21 protein-coding genes are annotated in these 18279 nt (G+C 64.7%); 11 read left to right on the top strand and 10 right to left on the bottom strand.

From position 1 onward, the window contains the following. Positions 1 to 10 precede the first annotated feature (10 nt). From AZKH_RS06540 to fliR, 11 genes are all read left to right on the top strand, one after another. Positions 11 to 703, top strand: coding sequence for a flagellar assembly protein FliH (locus AZKH_RS06540; protein ID WP_015434957.1), 693 nt, complete (start codon positions 11 to 13; stop codon positions 701 to 703). After that, positions 700 to 2103, top strand: coding sequence for a flagellar protein export ATPase FliI (gene fliI / locus AZKH_RS06535; protein ID WP_015434956.1), 1404 nt, complete (start codon positions 700 to 702; stop codon positions 2101 to 2103). Before AZKH_RS06540 ends, fliI begins: the two co-directional genes overlap by 4 nt. A gap of 80 nt (positions 2104 to 2183) precedes the next feature. Next, the gene (fliJ, locus tag AZKH_RS06530) at positions 2184 to 2639 is read left to right on the top strand and encodes a flagellar export protein FliJ (RefSeq protein WP_015434955.1); all 456 of its coding nucleotides are present in this window, start codon (positions 2184 to 2186) and stop codon (positions 2637 to 2639) included. Positions 2640 to 2710: 71 nt separating this feature from the next. Next, on the top strand, positions 2711 to 4243 hold the full coding sequence (locus AZKH_RS26705; RefSeq protein WP_015434954.1) for a flagellar hook-length control protein FliK: 1533 nt from the start codon (positions 2711 to 2713) through the stop codon (positions 4241 to 4243). Positions 4244 to 4337: 94 nt separating this feature from the next. Continuing rightward, on the top strand, positions 4338 to 4904 hold the full coding sequence (fliL, locus tag AZKH_RS06520; protein WP_015434953.1) for a flagellar basal body-associated protein FliL: 567 nt from the start codon (positions 4338 to 4340) through the stop codon (positions 4902 to 4904). A 14-nt stretch (positions 4905 to 4918) separates the two neighbouring features. Beyond that, a complete protein-coding gene (gene fliM, locus AZKH_RS06515) occupies positions 4919 to 5926 on the top strand; it encodes a flagellar motor switch protein FliM (protein ID WP_015434952.1) in 1008 nt (335 codons plus the stop codon). Further along, a complete protein-coding gene (fliN, locus tag AZKH_RS06510) occupies positions 5919 to 6395 on the top strand; it encodes a flagellar motor switch protein FliN (RefSeq protein WP_015434951.1) in 477 nt (158 codons plus the stop codon). The genes fliM and fliN overlap by 8 nt, the downstream gene beginning before the upstream one ends. 145 nt (positions 6396 to 6540) lie before the next feature. Continuing rightward, on the top strand, positions 6541 to 6963 hold the full coding sequence (gene fliO / locus AZKH_RS06505) for a flagellar biosynthetic protein FliO (protein WP_015434950.1): 423 nt from the start codon (positions 6541 to 6543) through the stop codon (positions 6961 to 6963). Continuing rightward, a complete protein-coding gene (fliP, locus tag AZKH_RS06500; RefSeq protein WP_041656997.1) occupies positions 6953 to 7711 on the top strand; it encodes a flagellar type III secretion system pore protein FliP in 759 nt (252 codons plus the stop codon). The genes fliO and fliP overlap by 11 nt, the downstream gene beginning before the upstream one ends. 16 nt (positions 7712 to 7727) lie before the next feature. Further along, positions 7728 to 7997: a flagellar biosynthesis protein FliQ gene (gene fliQ / locus AZKH_RS06495; protein ID WP_015434948.1), complete on the top strand. Its 270-nt coding sequence runs from the start codon at positions 7728 to 7730 to the stop codon at positions 7995 to 7997. A gap of 11 nt (positions 7998 to 8008) precedes the next feature. Next, a complete protein-coding gene (gene fliR, locus AZKH_RS06490; protein WP_015434947.1) occupies positions 8009 to 8809 on the top strand; it encodes a flagellar biosynthetic protein FliR in 801 nt (266 codons plus the stop codon). On the opposite strand, the gene AZKH_RS06485 is transcribed toward fliR, so the two are convergent. From AZKH_RS06485 to AZKH_RS06440, 10 genes are all read right to left on the bottom strand, one after another. Then, positions 8806 to 9276 carry a hypothetical protein gene (locus tag AZKH_RS06485; protein WP_015434946.1) on the bottom strand — a complete coding sequence of 157 codons (471 nt, stop codon included), beginning with the start codon at positions 9274 to 9276 and terminating at the stop codon, positions 8806 to 8808. The genes fliR and AZKH_RS06485 overlap by 4 nt on opposite strands. Then, the gene (flgL, locus tag AZKH_RS06480; protein ID WP_015434945.1) at positions 9273 to 10217 is read right to left on the bottom strand and encodes a flagellar hook-associated protein FlgL; all 945 of its coding nucleotides are present in this window, start codon (positions 10215 to 10217) and stop codon (positions 9273 to 9275) included. The genes AZKH_RS06485 and flgL overlap by 4 nt, the downstream gene beginning before the upstream one ends. Positions 10218 to 10232: 15 nt before the next feature. Then, positions 10233 to 11681 carry a flagellar hook-associated protein FlgK gene (flgK, locus tag AZKH_RS06475; RefSeq protein ID WP_015434944.1) on the bottom strand — a complete coding sequence of 483 codons (1449 nt, stop codon included), beginning with the start codon at positions 11679 to 11681 and terminating at the stop codon, positions 10233 to 10235. Between the two features lie 66 nt (positions 11682 to 11747). Then, on the bottom strand, positions 11748 to 12788 hold the full coding sequence (gene flgJ, locus AZKH_RS06470) for a flagellar assembly peptidoglycan hydrolase FlgJ (RefSeq protein ID WP_015434943.1): 1041 nt from the start codon (positions 12786 to 12788) through the stop codon (positions 11748 to 11750). A gap of 1 nt (position 12789) precedes the next feature. Next, positions 12790 to 13905 carry a flagellar basal body P-ring protein FlgI gene (locus AZKH_RS06465; protein WP_015434942.1) on the bottom strand — a complete coding sequence of 372 codons (1116 nt, stop codon included), beginning with the start codon at positions 13903 to 13905 and terminating at the stop codon, positions 12790 to 12792. Between the two features lie 22 nt (positions 13906 to 13927). Beyond that, a complete protein-coding gene (locus tag AZKH_RS06460) occupies positions 13928 to 14602 on the bottom strand; it encodes a flagellar basal body L-ring protein FlgH (RefSeq protein WP_015434941.1) in 675 nt (224 codons plus the stop codon). A gap of 10 nt (positions 14603 to 14612) precedes the next feature. After that, on the bottom strand, positions 14613 to 15395 hold the full coding sequence (gene flgG, locus AZKH_RS06455; RefSeq protein WP_015434940.1) for a flagellar basal-body rod protein FlgG: 783 nt from the start codon (positions 15393 to 15395) through the stop codon (positions 14613 to 14615). Between the two features lie 137 nt (positions 15396 to 15532). After that, on the bottom strand, positions 15533 to 16276 hold the full coding sequence (gene flgF, locus AZKH_RS06450) for a flagellar basal-body rod protein FlgF (protein ID WP_015434939.1): 744 nt from the start codon (positions 16274 to 16276) through the stop codon (positions 15533 to 15535). Positions 16277 to 16312: 36 nt separating this feature from the next. Further along, positions 16313 to 17572: a flagellar hook protein FlgE gene (flgE, locus tag AZKH_RS06445; RefSeq protein WP_015434938.1), complete on the bottom strand. Its 1260-nt coding sequence runs from the start codon at positions 17570 to 17572 to the stop codon at positions 16313 to 16315. A 28-nt stretch (positions 17573 to 17600) separates the two neighbouring features. Continuing rightward, complete coding sequence (locus AZKH_RS06440; RefSeq protein ID WP_015434937.1) at positions 17601 to 18278, bottom strand: flagellar hook assembly protein FlgD; 678 nt, start codon at positions 18276 to 18278, stop codon at positions 17601 to 17603. Position 18279 lies beyond the last annotated feature (1 nt).

The following is an 18279-nucleotide window of genomic DNA, read 5'->3' as shown; positions in this document are numbered from 1 at the left end:
GGAGCCCGCGATGACCATGCGCCACCAGGCCGTCGGCGCTTACCGCCGCTGGGAGCCTCCTGCATTCGACGATGACGGCTCGACAGCGCCGGCCGTCGCCGAAGAAACGGAAGCGCCGCCTCCCGAGCCTGTCGTGAGAGCGACTCCCGAACCCGAGCCGGACGTACCGCTCGAACCCGCCATCCAGCTGCCGACCGCAGCGGACATCGAGGCCATGTTCGAGGATGCCCGCCGCGACGGCTTTTCCGCGGGTTTCGAGGAGGGTGCGGCGCAGGCGAGACAGCAAGCCGACCGGATCGCGGCGCTCGTCGACACGCTCGCTGCGTCCTTCAAGCGGCTCGACCAGGATGTGGCCGACGAAGTGATCGCGCTCGCAATCGAAGTGGCGCGGCAGATGGTGCGGCAGACGCTTGCGGAACGCCCCGAAGCGGTCACTGATGTCGTACGCAACGCACTGCATCAACTGCCGCAAACTCAGGTCCGCATCCACCTGAATCCTGAGGATCTCGCATTGGTGAGGGAGTACCTCACGGATCAGCCCGGCCATCCACACCACCTGTTGATCGAGGACGACACCGTCACCCGCGGCGGCTGCAGGATTTCCGCGCCGGCGAGCGAAATCGACGCGACGATAGAAACCCGGTGGCGCCGCATTCTGGAAGGCTTGAGCCACAGTGAAACGGCTTGGGCACCATCCAAATGAGCACCGCTCACGCGGACGCCTGGACGAAGCACCTGGCCGAGCATCGCCGGCTGGTGAGCTCGATCACTCCTTTCGAGATATCGGGACGCCTCACGCGGATCAACGGTCTTGTCATGGAAGCCGCCGGCCTTAAGCTGCCGCTCGGCGCCGACTGCCGGATCATGGCGGCCGGCGGCGCCGTCGTCGAAGCGGAAGTCGTCGGCTTCAACGGCGAACGGCTTTACCTGATGCCCACCGACGACGTGTTCGGACTCGCGCCCGGTGCTCAGGTCCTGCCCGTCGAACCCCATCCCGCCCGGATTGTGGTCGGCAAGTCGGCGCCCCCTCGCCGACGTACATCCGATCGCGCCAAACACCTCCCGGTCGGCGACAAGCTGCTGGGCCGCGTCGTCGACGGCGCCGGCCGGCCGCTAGATGGCCTCGGCCCGCTCGACGGCACGGAAGGACGTTCCCTCCAGAGCCGACCTTTCAATCCGCTCAGCCGCGCCCCGATCGACACGCCGCTCGACGTCGGGATCCGGGCGATCAACGCCCTCCTCACCGTCGGTCGCGGCCAACGCCTGGGCCTCTTCGCCGGCTCGGGCGTCGGCAAATCGGTGCTGATCGGGATGATGGCACGCTATACGGCGGCCGACGTCATCGTCGTCGGACTGATCGGCGAACGGGGCCGCGAAGTGAAGGAGTTCATCGAGCAGAACCTCGGCGCTGAAGGCCGTCAGCGTTCGGTCGTCGTCGCCGCCCCGGCCGACACCAGCCCGCTGATGCGCCTGCAGGGCGCGGCCTATGCGACGACCATCGCCGAATATTTCCGCGACCAGGGCAAGCAAGTGCTGCTGATCATGGATTCGCTGACCCGTTATGCGATGGCGCAGCGCGAAATCGCGCTCGCAATCGGCGAGCCGCCGGTCACCCGCGGCTATCCGCCGAGCGTCTTCGCACGCCTGCCGGCCTTGGTCGAACGCGCCGGCAACGGCCTCGAAGGCGGCGGCTCCATCACCGCCTTCTACACCGTGCTCGCCGAAGGCGACGACCAGCAGGACCCGATCGCCGACTCGGCGCGCGCGATTCTCGACGGCCACTTCGTCCTGTCGCGTTCGCTGGCCGACCAGGGGCACTACCCCGCGATCGACATCGAGCAATCGATCTCACGCGCGATGCATGGCCTCGTCTCGCCCGAGCATTTCGATCTGGTCCGACGCTTCAAGCAGATGTTCTCGCGCTACCAGCGTTCCCGCGACCTGATCGCCGTCGGCGCCTACCAGGCGGGCTCAGACCCGATGCTCGACAAGGCCGTGGCGATGTATCCGAAGCTCGAAGCCTTCCTGCAGCAACGCATCGACGAGCAGGAAACCTATGCCCGCGCGACGAACCATCTCGGCAGTCTGTTCCTCGCGGGATGAGCCAGATCACGGCAGAAAGAAAAAAGGCGACGTAGAATTCAGCTCCCGGAGACCGGCGACAACACGATGCACCGTTCCACATGACTACCCCGTTTCCGCTCAAACCCCTCCTCGACCTGACGCAGAACCGCATGGACGAAGCGGCTCGGCGCCTGGGCGAACTGATCGCCAGCGAACAGGAAGGCCAGCGCAAACTCGAACTGCTCCAGAACTATCGTGACGAGTATTCCGAGCGCTTCCAGGAGGCTGCGCGAAATGGCCTTTCGCCAGAAGCCTGGCGCAACTACAGCGCCTTCATCGGGCGGATCGACGAAGCGATCGCGATCCAGAAAGCCCAGGTCGACCGTTCCAAGCAGATGACCGCCGCCGGGCAGCAGAACTGGATGACGCAGCGCAACAAGGTCAAGGCCTTCGACACGCTCCAGAAACGCCACGACCAGGGCGAATCGAAGAAGGCCGCGCGCATCGAACAGCGCCAGTCCGACGAACATTCCGCGAAGCGCTTCCGCGACCGCGAGGATTCCGGCGAAAGCTGAGTCCGGCAAGCCGGCGCTGGCATGCGGCTTGCACATATCGCCCTGAACCGGCCATCTTTTGGGAATTGGCGATGTCAAATCCGCTAGTCAGCAATCTCCTGCAAACCAACATCACATCGGCCGCCAACCGCAGCGCTGGCGCCGAGCGGACTGTCGCTCGCGACGGTTCGGATACCGGTCAGGATTTCGCGAGTGCGCTGGGACGCCGCATCGGCAGCGAATCCGGCCGCACTGGCACGACACCAGAGCGCAATGCATCGGAGCAGGCCAACCGATCGACGCGGACCGACCGCAATGACGACGTGCAGCCACAGAAATCTGCGGACTCGCACGACGATGGCCCTCGTGTCGCCCGCCGCCCCACTCGCGAAGTCCAATCGGACAAGTCCTCACAGGCAGCCGACGCACCCCAAGGCCGGTCGCGGGCCCAGGCCCCGTCGACATCTGAAGGAGAGCGGAGATCCGACGCGGCGCGCCCGAGCTCAGCGCAGCAAAATCCCGCAGACGACACGAATTCCACTGCTCCCGTAGACGACACGAATTCCACTGCAGATACCGCGAAGGACGAGTCGCCCGCCGACGTCGCAATCCAAGCCGCGAACACCAACGCCGCCGTTGTTGCAACCGACGATGCGGCATCGGCAGAAGCGCCGCCGACGACACAATTGCCGGCAGATACGACCGCAGCGGCAAACCTTGCCGCCCTGCTACAGGGGCTCGCCGCCCAACTTCCCGCGGCGCAGCCTCCTCAACCGGGCTCAGGCACAACTGACGGCCAGACCGGAACGCTCCCCGCCGGCCAAGGCTCCTCCTCTCACGTCCTGTCGACAGTGTTGGCGACCCTGCAACGCGACGGCCTCGGCCATATGCCGCTAGCGACCGGCGGGAAGGACGACGCGGCGGTCGCAACCGGAACGTCCCCGGCCGGAAACGCCAGTGCCGGCTTTGGCGTACCGATCAAAGAACTTGCCGAACCGGCAATCGTGAGTCGAAGCGCACAAAACATCGAGCTTCTGCGAAGCGCACCGGCTGAAGATTCGGCCGCGAACGCTGCCGCGACGCCCGCGCCCCAGTCGCAACTCGCTTCCACCGACAGCCAGACGCTTGGTCTGCAGCTCGCCAATCTTGCCCCGGCCGCCCGCAGCGAGGCGACCCATGTGCCGCAGCTACCCGTCCATACGCAGGCCGGTCAGGCGGCGTGGGCCGACGACGTGGGGAATCGCGTCGTTTGGATGGTCGGCCGCAACGAGTCGAAGGCCGAACTCGTGCTTACGCCCGCACATCTCGGTAAACTTGAAATTTCGATCCAGGTCAGTGGCGACCAGACGACCGCACACTTCGTTGCAGCCACCGCGGCAGCGCGCGATGCACTCGAACAGGCCCTGCCCCGTCTTCGCGAAGTGATGCAGCAGGCGGGCATCAATCTCGGTCAGACCAACGTCAGCACTTCCAGCGACCAGCGCGCTCGCGACGAGCGTGCAGCGACTGCCGGCAATTCGGGCGGCAACGGTAGCAATGACGTGCAGGCGCTGGACGAGATCCGGCCGGCGACGTCTTCACACTGGTCACGTGCGGCCTTGGGAATGGTCGACACCTTTGCCTGATAGCGAGTGAATTGGGGCCGCACTTGCCCACTTTTCCGCAATTCGACGCAGGGACGGATCGCGCATAATTGAATTGTGGAAATAGGAGAAATTCATGGCAAAAGCCCCCGCTCCGCAACCGGCCGCCGAAGCGCCGGCTGCGGCTCCCGCACCGAAGCGTGGCAAGAAGCTGTTGATCATCATCATCCTGGCCGTTGCGGTCGTGGTCGTGCTGATCGCCGCCGTCGTCGCCGTGATGCTGCTCAGGAAGGGGCATGCGACGGAAGAGGAGCATGCCGAGAAGCCGGCCGCGGTCGCGACCGTCGATCTCAGCCACCCGCCGACCTTCGTCGCGCTCGATCCGTTTGTCGTGAACCTGGCGCCGGCGGAAGGCGACCGTTACCTTCAGGTCGTCATGGCGCTGCGCGTCAGCGACCACAAGATTGCTGAAAACTTGAAAGGCTTCATGCCGGATATCCGCCACGAGATCAACCTGCTGTTGTCGAGCAAACTCCCTTCGGAACTGTCTACTCCCGAAGGACGCGAGGATCTTGCGGCCCAGATCGTGAGTCGAACCAATCAGGTCCTGACCGGCACCCCACCCCCCAAGGGCGAGAACGCCAAGCAGGCCGTGGCGGGTCCGATCGAGGCCGTTCGCTTCAACTCCTTCATTATCCAGTGAGGAGGTGATCGACCATGTCTTCCGACTTTCTCTCCCAGGACGAGGTCGATGCCCTGTTGAAGGGCGTCGCGGGCGAGCCTGAGGATCAGGAGGAGGAACAGGGCGACCAGTCCGGCGTACGGCCGTACAACCTTGCAACACAGGAACGCATCGTGCGCGGGCGGATGCCCACGCTCGAACTGATCCACGAACGCTTCGCACGCTACCTGCGCATCGGCCTGTTCAACTACATGCACCGCAACGCCGAGGTCTCGATCGGCCCGGTGAAGGTGCAGAAGTACGGCGAGTTCGTGCGCAACCTGGTGGTGCCGACGAACCTAAACCTCGTACTTGCCAAGCCGCTGCGCGGCACGGGCTTGGTGGTCTTCGACCCGAACCTGGTGTTCCTCGTCGTCGACAACATGTTCGGCGGCGACGGCCGCTTCCACTCCCGCGTCGAAGGCCGCGACTTCACGCCGACCGAGCAGCGCATCATCCAGGGCATGCTCAACGTCGTGTTCGCCGAATACACGCGCGCCTGGGCCCCGGTCTTCAAGCTCGAGATGGAATACGTGCGCTCCGAGATGAACTCGCAGTTCGCGAACATCGCGACGCCGTCCGAGATCGTGATCTCGGCGAGCTTCTCGCTCGAGTTCGGCGGATCGCAAGCGGACATGCACATCTGCTTCCCCTACTCGATGGTCGAGCCGATCCGCGACGTGCTGTATTCGACGATGCAGAGCGACCACCTGAGCCAGGACAACCGCTGGATCAGCCTGCTCACCCGCCAGCTGCAGACGGCCGAGGTCGAACTCGTGTGCAATCTCGGCAGCGCCACGGTCACGCTGCGTGACATCGTCAACATGCGCGTCGGCGACGTGATCCCGATCAACGTCTCCGAAATGCTTCAGGGCGAGGTCGACGGGGTGCCCGTGCTTGAACTGAGCTACGGACGGCAGGGTCCTAACTACGCAGTCAAAGTCGAACGCTTCCTCGCCAACGAGGACGGCAGTTCGCCATTATTCGGAGGCCAACATGGCTGACAACGACAACGACATCGACTCGCAGGTCAGCGAGGACGATTGGGCTGCGGCGATGATGGAACAGGCGACGGCGGAGGGCAACGCCGACGCCGAAGCGCGCCAGGTTGCCGCCGATCTTGCCGCCGCTGCGGCCTCGCCCTACCAGGCCAAGCCTGCGAGCCATCTCTTCCCCGATTTCGGGGCCAGCGCTCCGCGTGCGGGGAGCCTGAACGACTTCGACATGATCCTGGACATCCCCGTCCAGCTCACGGTCGAACTCGGACGCACCAAGATTTCGATCCGCAACCTGCTGCAGCTGGCGCACGGCTCGGTGGTCGAGCTCGACGGTCTCGCGGGCGAACCGATGGACGTACTGGTCAATGGCACGCTGATCGCGCAGGGCGAAGTCGTCGTCGTGAACGACAAGTTCGGCATTCGCCTCACCGACATCATCACGCCGGCCGAACGGATGCGGAAGATCCGCGGCTAAGCGCAGCCGCAACTCCGGCCGCGGCGCCCTCGTCCGCCCGGCCGGCAAAGCGCCGAATAATCCCCCTTTTTTCCGTCTTATTGCCCCCTTGGCAAGGTCCTGTCGCGCGTATTCTTCTCCCATCGGAAGAACCGTCGCCCCTGCTGTGAACACTATCCACCATCGCTTCATCCCCCTGCTGGCGCTCGCTGCGGCGCCCGCCCGTGCCGCCGAAGCGTCGCCGGCCATGACCGAAGGCATCGGCCAGATGCTCTTCGGCCTCGGCATCGTGCTCGCCCTGCTGCTCGGCAGCCTATGGCTAATCAAGCGTCTTTCGACGCCGCGCGGTGCCGCTGCCGGCCTCAAGGTACTGGGGGCCGTCCCCGTGGGCCCGCGCGAACGCGTGGTGCTGGTCGAAATCGCAGGCCAGGTGTTGGTGCTGGGTGTCACGCCGGCGAGCGTCCGCACGCTCCACACGCTGCCGGCCGATGCGATCCAGACCAACAGCGGCCCTGGAGGCGCGCATCCCTTGGGTGACTTCCAGGCTTGGCTAAAACGTTCGATGGAGCGCCGCAATGATGCGAACTGACGCAAGCCGCACGGCCATGCGCATCGCCGCCGCACTGTCGCTCGTCCTGTTGCCCGTGATCGCCCGGGCGCAAGGCCTGCCCGCGATCACCGGCACGCCGGGCCCAGGCGGCGGCACGACCTACAGCCTGAGCGTCCAGACGCTGCTGCTGCTCACCTCGCTGAGCTTCCTGCCGGCGATCGTGCTGATGACGACCAGCTTCACGCGCATCATCATCGTCTTCGGCATGTTGCGCACCGCGATGGGCACCCAGACCTCGCCGCCAAACCAGGTGCTGCTCGGCCTCGCGCTCTTCCTGACGTTCTTCATCATGTCGCCCGTCGCCGAAAAGGTGTACACGGACGCCTACCTGCCCTTGTCGCGCAGCGAAATCGGCTTCGACGTCGCCGTCGAGCGTGCCTCGGTGCCGGTCAAGGCCTTCATGCTCAAGCAGGTCCGCGAACCCGACATCGCGCTCTTCGCCAAGCTGTCGAAGACGCCGCCGGTCGAAAAGGCCGAGGACCTGCCGATGCGCGTCGTCATACCCGCCTTCGTTACTTCAGAACTCAAAACTGCCTTCCAGATCGGCTTCCTGATCTTCATCCCTTTCCTGATCATCGACATGGTGGTCGCCTCCGTGCTGATGTCGATGGGGATGATGATGATGTCACCGGTGATCGTTGCCCTGCCATTCAAGATCATGCTGTTCGTGCTCGTCGACGGCTGGACCCTGCTCGTCGGGTCGCTGGTCGAGAGCTTTGCGAGCTAATCGAGGAGACTCCGTCATGAATCCCGGTACCATCGTCGACATCGGCCGCGAAGCCCTCGAAATCACGCTGCTGATGGCCGCGCCGATGTTCCTCGCGGCCCTCGTCACCGGCCTCATCGTCAGCGTGTTCCAGGCCGCCACGCAGATCAACGAAATGACCCTGAGCTTCGTGCCGAAACTCGTCGCCGTCTTCGCGTCGCTCGTGATCGCCGGCCACTGGATGATGACGCTGATCATCGACTTCACGCGCAGGCTGCTCGAGTCGATCCCGACGATGATCGGCTGACGCCACGCCCGATGCTCAGCGTCACCTCCGCCCAGCTCGATACCTGGCTGGCCGCACTGATCTTTCCGCTGGCCCGCATCCTCGGCCTGATCTCTGCAGCGCCCTTCTTCAGCAACCGCATGATCCCGGTGCGCGTGCGCCTCGCCGTCGGACTGGCGGCGGCGCTCGCCGTCCTCCCGGCCTTGCCGCCCATGCCCCCGGTGCCGGCAAGCTCGATGATGGCCTTGATGATCCTCGCCCAGCAGACCGTGATCGGCATCGCGATCGGCTTCATGATGCGGGTGCTGTTCGCGGCGGTCGACGTCGCCGGCGAACTCATCGGCCTGCAGATGGGGCTTTCGTTCGCCGTCTTCTTCAGCCCGCAGACCGGCGGCCAGACTGCGGTCGTGACCGAGTTCATCGGCCTGCTCACGCTGCTCATCTTCGTGGCGCTGAATGGCCACCTGATGCTGGTGAATGTCGTGGTCGTGAGCTTTGAATGGCTGCCGGTCGGAACGCTGCCGAAAGCCGACGGCTGGATGCAGATCGTCGCGCACGCGGCGACGATGTTCGCCTCCGCACTGCTGATGGCGCTTCCGATGATCGCGGCGCTGCTCATCACGAACATCGCGCTCGGCGTGCTGACCCGCGCAGCGCCTCAGCTCAACCTGTTTGCGATCGGCTTCCCGGTGACGCTCTCAGTCGGCTTCCTGGTGCTGCTGGTCAGCCTCAACAGCTTCGCGCCCGTCCTGCAGTCGCTCTTCGAACACGGCTTCGACGCCATCGACCAGATGCTGCGTACCTTCGTTGGACAGGCTAGCCTTCAGCCCTAGAGCGTCGGCCAGATGCGCGAACGCACCAGACGGATTTCCCCGCTCGCAAAGCGATGTGCGAACGGGCGCGTCGAGTCGATGCCTTCCTCGAAACGCACGATGTCAAAGCCCGCGGCGCCCTGTCCCTCGGCGAGTTGCCGCGCATTGCGCAGGAAGATCTGGCGCGCCTCGCCGTCACCGCCCGTGATCAGCGCTTTCATGCGCAGGTCGAAGCGCACGCGGTCTTCGTCGAGCTTGGTCGCGTTGATTTCCCATGTGGGAGCCAGCGGATCGTAGATCGCGTAGGCAATGAGTGCGCCGCCGAGAAACTCCGGCTTGAGCAGCTCCGCCTTCTGGGCGACGAGCGCACCACCCACTCCGCCCGCAATCCCGGCGCCGCTTTCCTTGAGCGACGAACACCCCGCGAGGGTCGGCAGAAGCAGGAACAAGGCAAGGCGCCGCGTCGTCGTTCGGGCGGATGGACTCATCTGAGCAAGTCGAAAAGGGACAGGCCGGTTACGCGCACATAGGATTGCTGCGCGGCCTGCAATACGGTTTGTTGTTGCGAGAAGCGCGAGATCGCCTCGTTGTAGTCGAGGTCCTGCAGGCGCGACAGCGTGTCGGAATATTCGAGATCGTGCTCGGCTGAGAGATCGACCTGCGCATCGAGTTCGACCATGCGCGAACCGACCGACGCCCGAATCGTGCTGACATTGTCGATCGCCGCATCCATGCCGCCGATGGCCGTCTGCACGGCCGCGGAAACGTTGCGCGTCGGGTCGGTCGGGGGCTTGCGCAGCTCGGTGATGAAGTTCGAGATCGTGGCGAACATCTGCGACTGCCCGGTCGTCGGATCGGCCATGAACACCTTGCTGCCCGGTTCGGCGACCGGCATGACACGTGACGGCCCAACCTGCATGCTGCGAGCACCTTCGTCGCCGTTGTACACGACAGCAGCCGGCCCGGCCCCCGCCGTCGCGGCACCGCCCGAAAACGCTGCCTGACTGGACTGGAACCCGGCAAACAGATATTCGCCCGTGGCATCCTTGCTATTCGCCACGCCATACAAGGCGTTGAACTGAGCTTCGACGTCCGATGCGAGCGACTGCAATTCGGCATCCGAAAATGTGCCGTTACCGGCCTCCACGGCACGCGTACGGATGTACTGGAGCGTGTCACCGATACTGCCAAGGCTGCTTTCGAGGACGGACAACGAGTCCTTGGCATAGCCCTGGTTCGTCTGGAACTGCTCGTTGACGCTCTTGCTCTGGCTCACTTCGAGCGCACGGGCCGAACCGATCGGATCATCCGACGGCGTCAGGATCCGCCGCCCCGTCGCGAGCTGCTGCTGGGTGTGCGCCATGTCCGCGCTCTGCCGCATCAGCGTGTTGCGGCCGGCGTCAAAGATCATGCTGGTCGAGATTCTCATGATGTCACCTCACGCTCAGCGGCTGACCGACAGGATCTCGTCGAACAGCGTACCAGCCACGGACATCACCCGTGCTGCCGCTTGGTACGACTGCTGGAAGCGGATCAGATTCGCCGCCTCTTCGTCCAGATTCACGCCAGACAGGGCCTGCTGCGCATTCGTTGCCTGCTCGAGCTGCGACTCCTGGCTCTTCTCGCCAATCTGCACCTCGCGGGCCTTATTACCGACAGAGCTGACGAGTTGCGAATAGTTCGACTGGAAGGTCGCCGTGCCGCCGTTCATCACCTTGGCGGTCTGCAACCCCGCCAGCAGCAGCGCGTTCTCGTTGTTGCTGCCCCCCGCGGTCACGCCGCGCGTCGCGTCGGCCGCGCCGGAAGCCGCGATCAATGCGGGATCGGTGATCGACACGGCGAAGGCGCCTGCCGCCGACCGGCGGCTCACGTTGTTGACTGCCATGCCGCTGATATCGGCGAAGAAGGCCGTGCCGGTCGTCGTCCCGTTCAGCGCATAGCCCGCTTCGTGGATTGTGTTGAACTGGTTCGACACGGCGATGGCGAGGTCACCAAGTTGCTCCCGTGCCGGATCCAGCGTCTCGTTACGGAATTTCAGCAGACCGCCGAGCTGTCCGCCCGACAGGATCGAATCCGGCAGCAGGACCGAACCGCCCGGCGTCGCGAGCCGGATCTCGCCGCGGAAGGGATCGGACGGAACCGAAGAGTCGCTGGCGACGACAAGTTGCGACGCCGTGTTCCCGACCACCAGCGACTGCCCGCTACCGATCGAGACACTGATCGAACCATCGGACTCGGTGAAGGTATTCACCTTGACGAGCTTGTTCAGCTCGCCGATGAGGCTGTCGCGCTGGTCGAGGAGATCGTTCGCCGGAATCGACGGTCCGCCGACCTGCACGGCGGCGATCCGCTCGTTCATGTCGGCAATCTGCCGCGCGAACGCATTGATCGAATCGACGGTGCTGGAAATCTGCCCTTCGTTGGTGTCCCGGATCTCGCCGAGCCGCGCATCCAGCGCATTAAAGCGCGCCGCAAGCGTCTGTCCCGTCGAAATCAGCGCCTGGCGGGCCGGAATGCTGGACGGGTTGGTCGCGACGTCCTGCACGCCCTTGAAGAAGTCCTGGAGCGCAGGCGAAAGGCCCGCACTAGTATCGGCAAGCAGGTTGTCGATCTGCGAGATCTGCGCGCTGTAGGCGGAAAACTCCTCCTTGCGCGTCGAGGCCGTGAGCACCTGCTGGGTCAGGAATCCGTCGTACTGGCGGCGCACCGAGTCGATCTTCGAACCCTGGCCGAAAAAGCCCGAGCCGGAGAAGATCGGATCAATGGTCGTCTGGATCGCCTGCTGACGGCTGAATCCCGGCGTGTCCGCATTGGAAATGTTATGGCTGGTCGTCAACAGGTTCGCTTGCGAACTGTTGATGCCCGACAGACCGATGCTAAGAAGTCCAGCCATGATGCTTACCTCGTTACTACTGCTCTTACGGCACTAACTAGCAAAACTTCTGCCAATTTTTGCCCCTCACCCTTCCAGCGCCGTCCGCAGCGTCGCCCCGCCGATGATGCGGGTCAGCTTGTCGGCATACATCGGATCGGTCGCGTAGCCCGACTGCTGCAGGCTGCGGGCGAATCCCGCAGCATCCGTCTGCCCCAGCACGTCCGCATAGCGCGGACTGCTGCGAAGCAGGTTCGCGTAGTCGCGGAAAGCCTCGCCGTAAGATCCGTAGGCCCGGAAACGCGCGGTTTCGGTCTGCGGACGACCGTTCACGTACTCGGTGACCGGGAGCTCCACGACGTCGCCCTTCCAGTTGCTGCCGGCCTTGATATTGAAGAGATTGTGCGTCGGCGAACCGTCCGCGCGGCGCAGTTCGCCGCGGCCCCAGCCGCTCTCGAGCGCCGCCTGCGCGACCATGAAATGCGCCGGAATCCCCGTGCTGCGACTCGCGTCGGCGGCTTGGTTCCACACGCGGTTCACGAACTCGCGCGCGCCATCGCCGACGCTGCGCCCGCCCGCGCCACCGGCACCATTCGCCCCGGCAGCCGCGCTCGACGCCTCAGTGCGCGCACGCTGGCTCGCATCACCCGATCGGCTGCGCATGAGCCGCAGCGCCGCGTCCATCCCGTCGCCGATCCCCGGCAAATCCACGTCGTCGCCGGCAGCGTTTGCCGCCCCAGCGCCCACGAGGGCAGGATTTGCCGGTCGCCTCACGACATGGGAGATGTCGAGACTGCCCTCCGGCGCCGCCCCGCCCTGCGCCTTCAGCGCCGCCTCTCCGCCCATCTGGCGGAAGATCGCATCGGCCAGCCCGATTCCCTTGCCCTGCGCCATGTTCATCGCCATCTGCTGATCCTGCAGTTGCTGGAACATGCGCGTCTGGTCGCTATCGAGCATCCCGTCCGACGGCACCGCTTCCCGCATCGACTTCAGCACCGTCTGCAGGAAGAGCGCTTCGAACTGCTTGGCCGCCGCGCGCAGCGCCTCAGGCGAATTGTCCCGCGACAGCCGCTTCAGATCGGCCATCGCGTTCGGATCCATCGCATTGATCTGCGGCACGGCCACCATGTCAGATCACCTCGAGATCGGCGCGGAGCGAACCGGCGGCCTTCATCGCCTGCAGGATGCTCACGAGATCCATCGGCGTTGCGCCGAGCGCGTTGAGCGCCTTCACGACCTCGGCGAGGTTCGCACCGGCCCGCACATTCATCAGGCTGCCCGCCCCCTGCTGGATATCGACCTGGCCCTTCGGCACGACGACCGTCTGGCCGCCCGACAAGGGCGCCGGCTGGCTCACGTTGGCGCCGGTTCCGACCGACACCGTCAGATTACCGTGCGCCACCGCGACGTTCTGCAGCGTCACGCTCTGGTTCATCACCACCGAGCCGGTGCGCGAATTGACGATCACCTTCGCCGCCTGCTGGTAGGGCGTCACCTCCAGATTCTCGAGCTTGCCGAGGAAGCCCACGCGATCCGAGACATCCAGCGGCGCGCGCACCTGGATCGTCCGTCCGTCCAGCGCCTGGGCCGTGCCGGGCGCCGTCGCAAGATTGATCGCATCGACGACGCGGCGAGTCGTGCCGAAGTCCGTGTCGTTCAACTCGAAGACGACAAACTCCCCCTGCCCCAGCGCATTCGGCACCGATCGCTCGACGGTCGCCCCACCCGGAATCCGCCCCGCGGACAAGTGGTTGATCGTCTGCGATGCCCCGCCGGCGGCCGCGCCCGCCCCGCCGACCAGCAGATTGCCCTGCGCCACCGCGTACACCTGGCCGTCGACACCCTTCAAGGGCGTCATCACGAGCGTGCCGCCACGCAGGCTCTTCGCGTTACCCATCGACGACACCGTCACGTCGAGCTGCTGGCCCGGCCGCGCGAAGGGCGGCAGACTGGACGTCACCATCACCGCGGCAACGTTCTTCAATTGGAGATTAGTCCCTGGAGGCAGCGTCACGCCCATGTTGCCGAGCATGTTGATGATGCTCTGCACGGTAAAGGGCGTCTGCGTCGTCTGGTCGCCGCTGCCGTCCAGCCCGATCACGAGACCGTAGCCGACGAGCTGGTTCTCGCGGACCCCGGCAATCGACGCAAGATCCTTCAGGCGCTCGCCGGCGCCCGCAGCGCACACGCAGAGCATGCCAAGCACGCCCACCGCCACCCGCAGCATTCTGCCAATGCCAAACATCACCAGCTCCCCGGACCCCAACTCAGAACGGCAACACGTTCATGAAGAAGCGCTGCAGCCATCCCATCGTGTTCGTCTCATCGATGTAGCCGCTGCCCTTGTACTCGATTCGCGCATCGGCGACCTGGATCGACTGCACGCTGTTGGCCGTCGTCACCGTGTTCGGATTGACGACACCGGAGAAGCGGATGAACTCGCTGCCCTGGTTGAGCGCCATCTGCTTCTCGCCCGAAACGAGCAGATTGCCGTTCGAGTACACTTCGATCACGGTCACCGTGATCGTGCCGTTGAACAGGTTGTTGGCGGCCGACGCGCCCTTGCCGGCGAAATCGGAATCGACTTTCGCTTGCAGGTTCATGCCCGCGAGACCTGCGAGCGGCACCTTCGACGCGGCCGTGATGCCGCCCGAGACGTCGGAGCCGCGCGTGGCGCTGCTGTTGGCCGCCTTCTGGGCCGTGTTGCGCTCGACCAGATTGATCGTCAGCGTGTCGCCGACATGCCGCGCGCGCCGATCCTCGAACAAGGGACGCACCATCGACGCCTGATAGATCGCCCCGTTCGCCGGCGGCATCTGTGGCGCCGCTTCGGGCCGCACGCTCATCGGCTGATGCACGACTGTCGGCGGCGTCGAATAGATCGACGCACAGCCCGACAGCAGCAAGGCCGCTACGCCGACGATCCTCCTGGCCGAATTCATGATGCGCTCCTTACAGCTGCGTCAGCCGGCCCAGCATCTGATCCGAGGTCTGGATCGCCCGCGAATTGAGCTCATAGGCGCGCTGGGTCGAGATCATGTTCACCAGTTCTTCGGCGACATTCACGTTCGAGGTCTCGACATACTGCTGGTTGATCACGCCGGCGCCGTTGGTTCCCGGCGTATTGGGCGTCGCGACCCCGCTCGAGGCCGTCTCGCGGAACAGGTTCTCACCCGCGCTGGACAAGCCACCCGGATTGACGAAAGTCGCCACCTGGATCGAGCCGACCACCGTCGGCGCGGTCTGCCCGGCCTGCAGCACGCTCACGGTACCGTCCTTGCCGATCGTGATCGTCTGCGCGTCCGCCGGAACCGTAATCGCCGGCTCGACCGGATAGCCGCTCGAAGTCACGAGTTGGCCCTGCGAATCGAGCTGGAAAGCGCCGTCACGGGTGTAACCCGTCGTGCCGTCCGGCAGCGTCACCTGGAAGAAGCCGTTGCCCTGGATCGCCATGTCGAGCGGATTGCCCGTCTGCTGCAGGGCACCCTGCGAATGAATCCGTTCGGTCGCGACGGTGCGCACGCCGGTGCCGAGCTGCAGGCCGCTGCCAATCTGGTTCTGCTGGGTGTTCTGCGCCCCGGGCTGACGGATCGTCTGGTACATCAGATCCTCGAACACCGCCCGGCCGCGCTTGAAACCATTGGTCGAAACGTTGGCGAGGTTGTTCGAGATGACATCCAGCTGGGTTTGCTGGGCATCCAGACCCGTACGGGCAATCCACAACGAGCGGATCATGATCCTGACTCCCTTTTCTGAGCCGGCAGACACTCTGCCTGCAAGTATTAGGGCCAGTTTACGGCGCGCCAGGTCGATTCAATCGCCGGAACACCCGCCGAAAAGACCCGCTAATTCCCCTCGTCGCTGCGCGTCGATCAGCTGCCGACAGCGAGCACCTGCGTCGCCGCGCGGTCATTCTCCTGCGCGGTCTGCAGCATCTTGGTCTGCATCTCGAACTGACGGGCGAGCGAGATCATCGTCACCATCTGGTCGACGACACTGACGTTGCTGCCCTCGAGAAATCCACCCGCGACGCGCACATTCTCGTCACGCGGCGCAGCCCCGCCGGCACGCAAGCGGAAAAGCCCATCATCCCCGCGCACCAGCGACTCTTCGGGCGGATTCACGAGCTTGAGCTGGCCGACTACATTGATGACGTTCTCGGCGCCACCACCGGTCAGTGCCGAAATCGAACCATCGTTCCCGATCGTGATTTCGCTGTCCGGCGGAACCGAAACCGGTCCGCCGTCGCCGATCACGGGTTGGCCATGGCGCGTCTGCAGCACGCCGTTCGCGCTGAGTTCGAAACTGCCGTTGCGGGTGTAGGCCTCCGAGCCATCCGGCATCTGCACCGCGAGCCAGCCCTTGCCCTGCACGGCCACATCGAGCGTGCGTCCGGTCTGCTGCAGCGCCCCCGTCTCGAAATTCGACGCCACGCTGGCATCGACGACAAAAGCGCGCGTCGGCAAGCCTTCGCCCTGCACCGGCACCGAACGCAAGCGATGAAGTTCGGCCCGGAAACCGGTGGACGACGCATTCGCCAGGTTGTGAGCCACCGCGGCCTGCTGCCCCAGCGTGCTCTTCGCACCGGTCATCGCGGTGTAGATCAGGCGATCCATGATGGCTCCCTCCGTTACCGGCTAAGGTCAGCGCCCTTAGCCGAGATTCACGATCGTCTGCAGGATCTGGTCCTGCGCACGCACCGACTGCGCGTTCGCCTGATAGGCGCGCTGCTGCACAATCAGCTGCACCAGTTGCGCCGTCAGATCGACGTTCGCCTCCTCGAGCGAGCCGGCATTCAGCAGCCCCAGGTTTGCGCTGCCTGGCGCACCGATGATCGGTTGTCCCGAATCCGGCGACTCCGCCCAGAGGTTGCCGCCTAGCGAAAGCAATCCGTTCGGGCTCTGGAAGTTCGCCAGCGTGACCTGCCCCAGATCGCGACTCTGGCCGTTGCTGTAGCGGCCCAGGATCACGCCGTCGTTGCCGATCGTGATCCCGGTCAGGCGCCCCGAGGCGAAGCCGTCCTGACGCAAGGTATTCACCCCGAACTGGCTACCGAACTGCGTCGAATCCGCGAGATCGAAGGCGATGCTCTGCGTCGCCGAAGCCCCAGTGCCCGCAAATTCCGGGAAAGTGATATTGAACTGCCCGCCCGACGTAATCGCGCCCGCGTTATCGAACACGAGAGGCGAGCCCGGCGATGGGATCGCCGTCGCGTTTCCGGTGCCATCCACCTGGTAATACCCGTTCCACGTCCCCGCCCCCGTCTTCTGGAAGAAGAAGCTCAGCGTATGCGCATTGCCGAGGGTGTCGTAGGCGGTGGCCGATGTCGAAAAGTTGTAGCCGCCCGCCGTCACGTTGGTCCGATCAAGCGGCGTCGGGTTCGTCGGATCGAAAGACGGCGAGACCGGGTCGCGCGAATCGAGATTCATCGCAAGTGTCATCGTCGCCGACGGGCTCGGCTGCACGTCCGAGAAATCAAGCTGGATGGCCTTAGGCGTCGCTCCGGCGAGGATCACTCCGTTTACGGCCGAAAACCCCGTCAACTCGAAGCCCTGTGAATTGACGATGAACCCGTCCTTGTTCACGTCGAACTGGCCGTTCCGCGTATAGGCGACGGTTCCATCCGGCGCAGCCATGCGGAAGAAGCCGTTGCCATTGATCGCTACATCGAGCGGGTTGTTCGTCGTGGTGATGTTTCCCTGGGAGAAGGATTGGGTCACCGCGCCGATCGCCGACCCGATGCCAACCTGCACCCCCGACGCCGCACCGTTGAGTGCCGCGGCAAAGACATCCTGAAACTCCGCACGCCCGGCCTTGAAGCCGATGGTATTCGAGTTCGCCACGTTATTGCTGATCACATCGAGCGCCTTGGAGGCCGTATTCAGCCCGCTCAACCCTTGCTGGAATGCCATGACCGTCTCCCTGCGAATCCCGTATCAATCAAACAATCTGCTTGACGTCCGACATCTTGAAGATGCCCAGATCGCCCACTTGCAAGTCCGTGCTCTTCGCGCCGCGCAAGATGCTCGTCACCGCACCGAACTGCAGCGCCTCCGCCGTCACCGCCTGGTCGGCGGTCGATGCCTCGATGCTTACCGTATATTTCCCGTTCGCCGCTCGACTGCCGTCGAGCGTCGTGCCGTCCCACTGGAAGTCGTGCGTTCCGGCGTCGAAGGAGCCGAGATCGACCTTCGAGACCTCCAAGCCGCTCGAATCCTTGATATGCAGCGTGACCTTGTCTGCCGGCACGTCCAGCGAAAAGCCCCCCAGCGCGCCGGAGTCCCCGAGCGTCAGCCCCTTCCCGGGGATCAGCACGCCGCGGCCCACCAAGGACGCCGCCTGCATCGCCTCGGACGACTGCTGCCCATCCATCAGCTGCCCCAGCATCGTATTGAGCCGCTCAATCCCGTCGACCGTGCTGATCTGCGCGAGCTGCGAAGTCACCTGCGCGTTGTCCATCGGATTCATCGGATCCTGGTTCTTCAATTGCGCCGTAAGCAGCGTCAGGAAGCGTCCCTGGGTATCCGCGTCGGCCTTCTTCGTGTCCGTCGCCTTGCGGCTCAACGTTGCCATTGCGGCATCCGCCGCCGACGAAACCGTGTTATTGACCGTTGCCATG

This window comes from Azoarcus sp. KH32C (assembly GCF_000349945.1).
Lineage (GTDB): Bacteria > Pseudomonadota > Gammaproteobacteria > Burkholderiales > Rhodocyclaceae > Aromatoleum.
This window is presented reverse-complemented; position numbering and strand designations above follow the sequence as displayed.

Excerpts from the sequence above, each read along its gene's own strand:
- fliL (WP_015434953.1), top strand. The coding sequence starts at position 4,338 with ATGGCAAAAGCCCCCGCTCCGCAACCGGCCGCCGAAGCGCCGGCTGCG.
- AZKH_RS06540 (WP_015434957.1), top strand. The coding sequence starts at position 11 with ATGACCATGCGCCACCAGGCCGTCGGCGCTTACCGCCGCTGGGAGCCT.
- fliP (WP_041656997.1), top strand. The coding sequence starts at position 6,953 with ATGCGAACTGACGCAAGCCGCACGGCCATGCGCATCGCCGCCGCACTG.
- flgG (WP_015434940.1), bottom strand. The coding sequence starts at position 15,395 with ATGATCCGCTCGTTGTGGATTGCCCGTACGGGTCTGGATGCCCAGCAA.
- flgE (WP_015434938.1), bottom strand. The coding sequence starts at position 17,572 with ATGGCATTCCAGCAAGGGTTGAGCGGGCTGAATACGGCCTCCAAGGCG.
- AZKH_RS06460 (WP_015434941.1), bottom strand. The coding sequence starts at position 14,602 with ATGAATTCGGCCAGGAGGATCGTCGGCGTAGCGGCCTTGCTGCTGTCG.
- fliQ (WP_015434948.1), top strand. The coding sequence starts at position 7,728 with ATGAATCCCGGTACCATCGTCGACATCGGCCGCGAAGCCCTCGAAATC.
- AZKH_RS26705 (WP_015434954.1), top strand. The coding sequence starts at position 2,711 with ATGTCAAATCCGCTAGTCAGCAATCTCCTGCAAACCAACATCACATCG.
- fliJ (WP_015434955.1), top strand. The coding sequence starts at position 2,184 with ATGACTACCCCGTTTCCGCTCAAACCCCTCCTCGACCTGACGCAGAAC.
- AZKH_RS06465 (WP_015434942.1), bottom strand. The coding sequence starts at position 13,905 with ATGTTTGGCATTGGCAGAATGCTGCGGGTGGCGGTGGGCGTGCTTGGC.
- flgL (WP_015434945.1), bottom strand. The coding sequence starts at position 10,217 with ATGAGAATCTCGACCAGCATGATCTTTGACGCCGGCCGCAACACGCTG.
- fliR (WP_015434947.1), top strand. The coding sequence starts at position 8,009 with ATGCTCAGCGTCACCTCCGCCCAGCTCGATACCTGGCTGGCCGCACTG.
- AZKH_RS06440 (WP_015434937.1), bottom strand. The coding sequence starts at position 18,278 with ATGGCAACGGTCAATAACACGGTTTCGTCGGCGGCGGATGCCGCAATG.
- fliN (WP_015434951.1), top strand. The coding sequence starts at position 5,919 with ATGGCTGACAACGACAACGACATCGACTCGCAGGTCAGCGAGGACGAT.
- flgK (WP_015434944.1), bottom strand. The coding sequence starts at position 11,681 with ATGGCTGGACTTCTTAGCATCGGTCTGTCGGGCATCAACAGTTCGCAA.
- flgJ (WP_015434943.1), bottom strand. The coding sequence starts at position 12,788 with ATGGTGGCCGTGCCGCAGATCAATGCGATGGATCCGAACGCGATGGCC.
- fliI (WP_015434956.1), top strand. The coding sequence starts at position 700 with ATGAGCACCGCTCACGCGGACGCCTGGACGAAGCACCTGGCCGAGCAT.
- AZKH_RS06485 (WP_015434946.1), bottom strand. The coding sequence starts at position 9,276 with ATGAGTCCATCCGCCCGAACGACGACGCGGCGCCTTGCCTTGTTCCTG.
- fliM (WP_015434952.1), top strand. The coding sequence starts at position 4,919 with ATGTCTTCCGACTTTCTCTCCCAGGACGAGGTCGATGCCCTGTTGAAG.
- flgF (WP_015434939.1), bottom strand. The coding sequence starts at position 16,276 with ATGGATCGCCTGATCTACACCGCGATGACCGGTGCGAAGAGCACGCTG.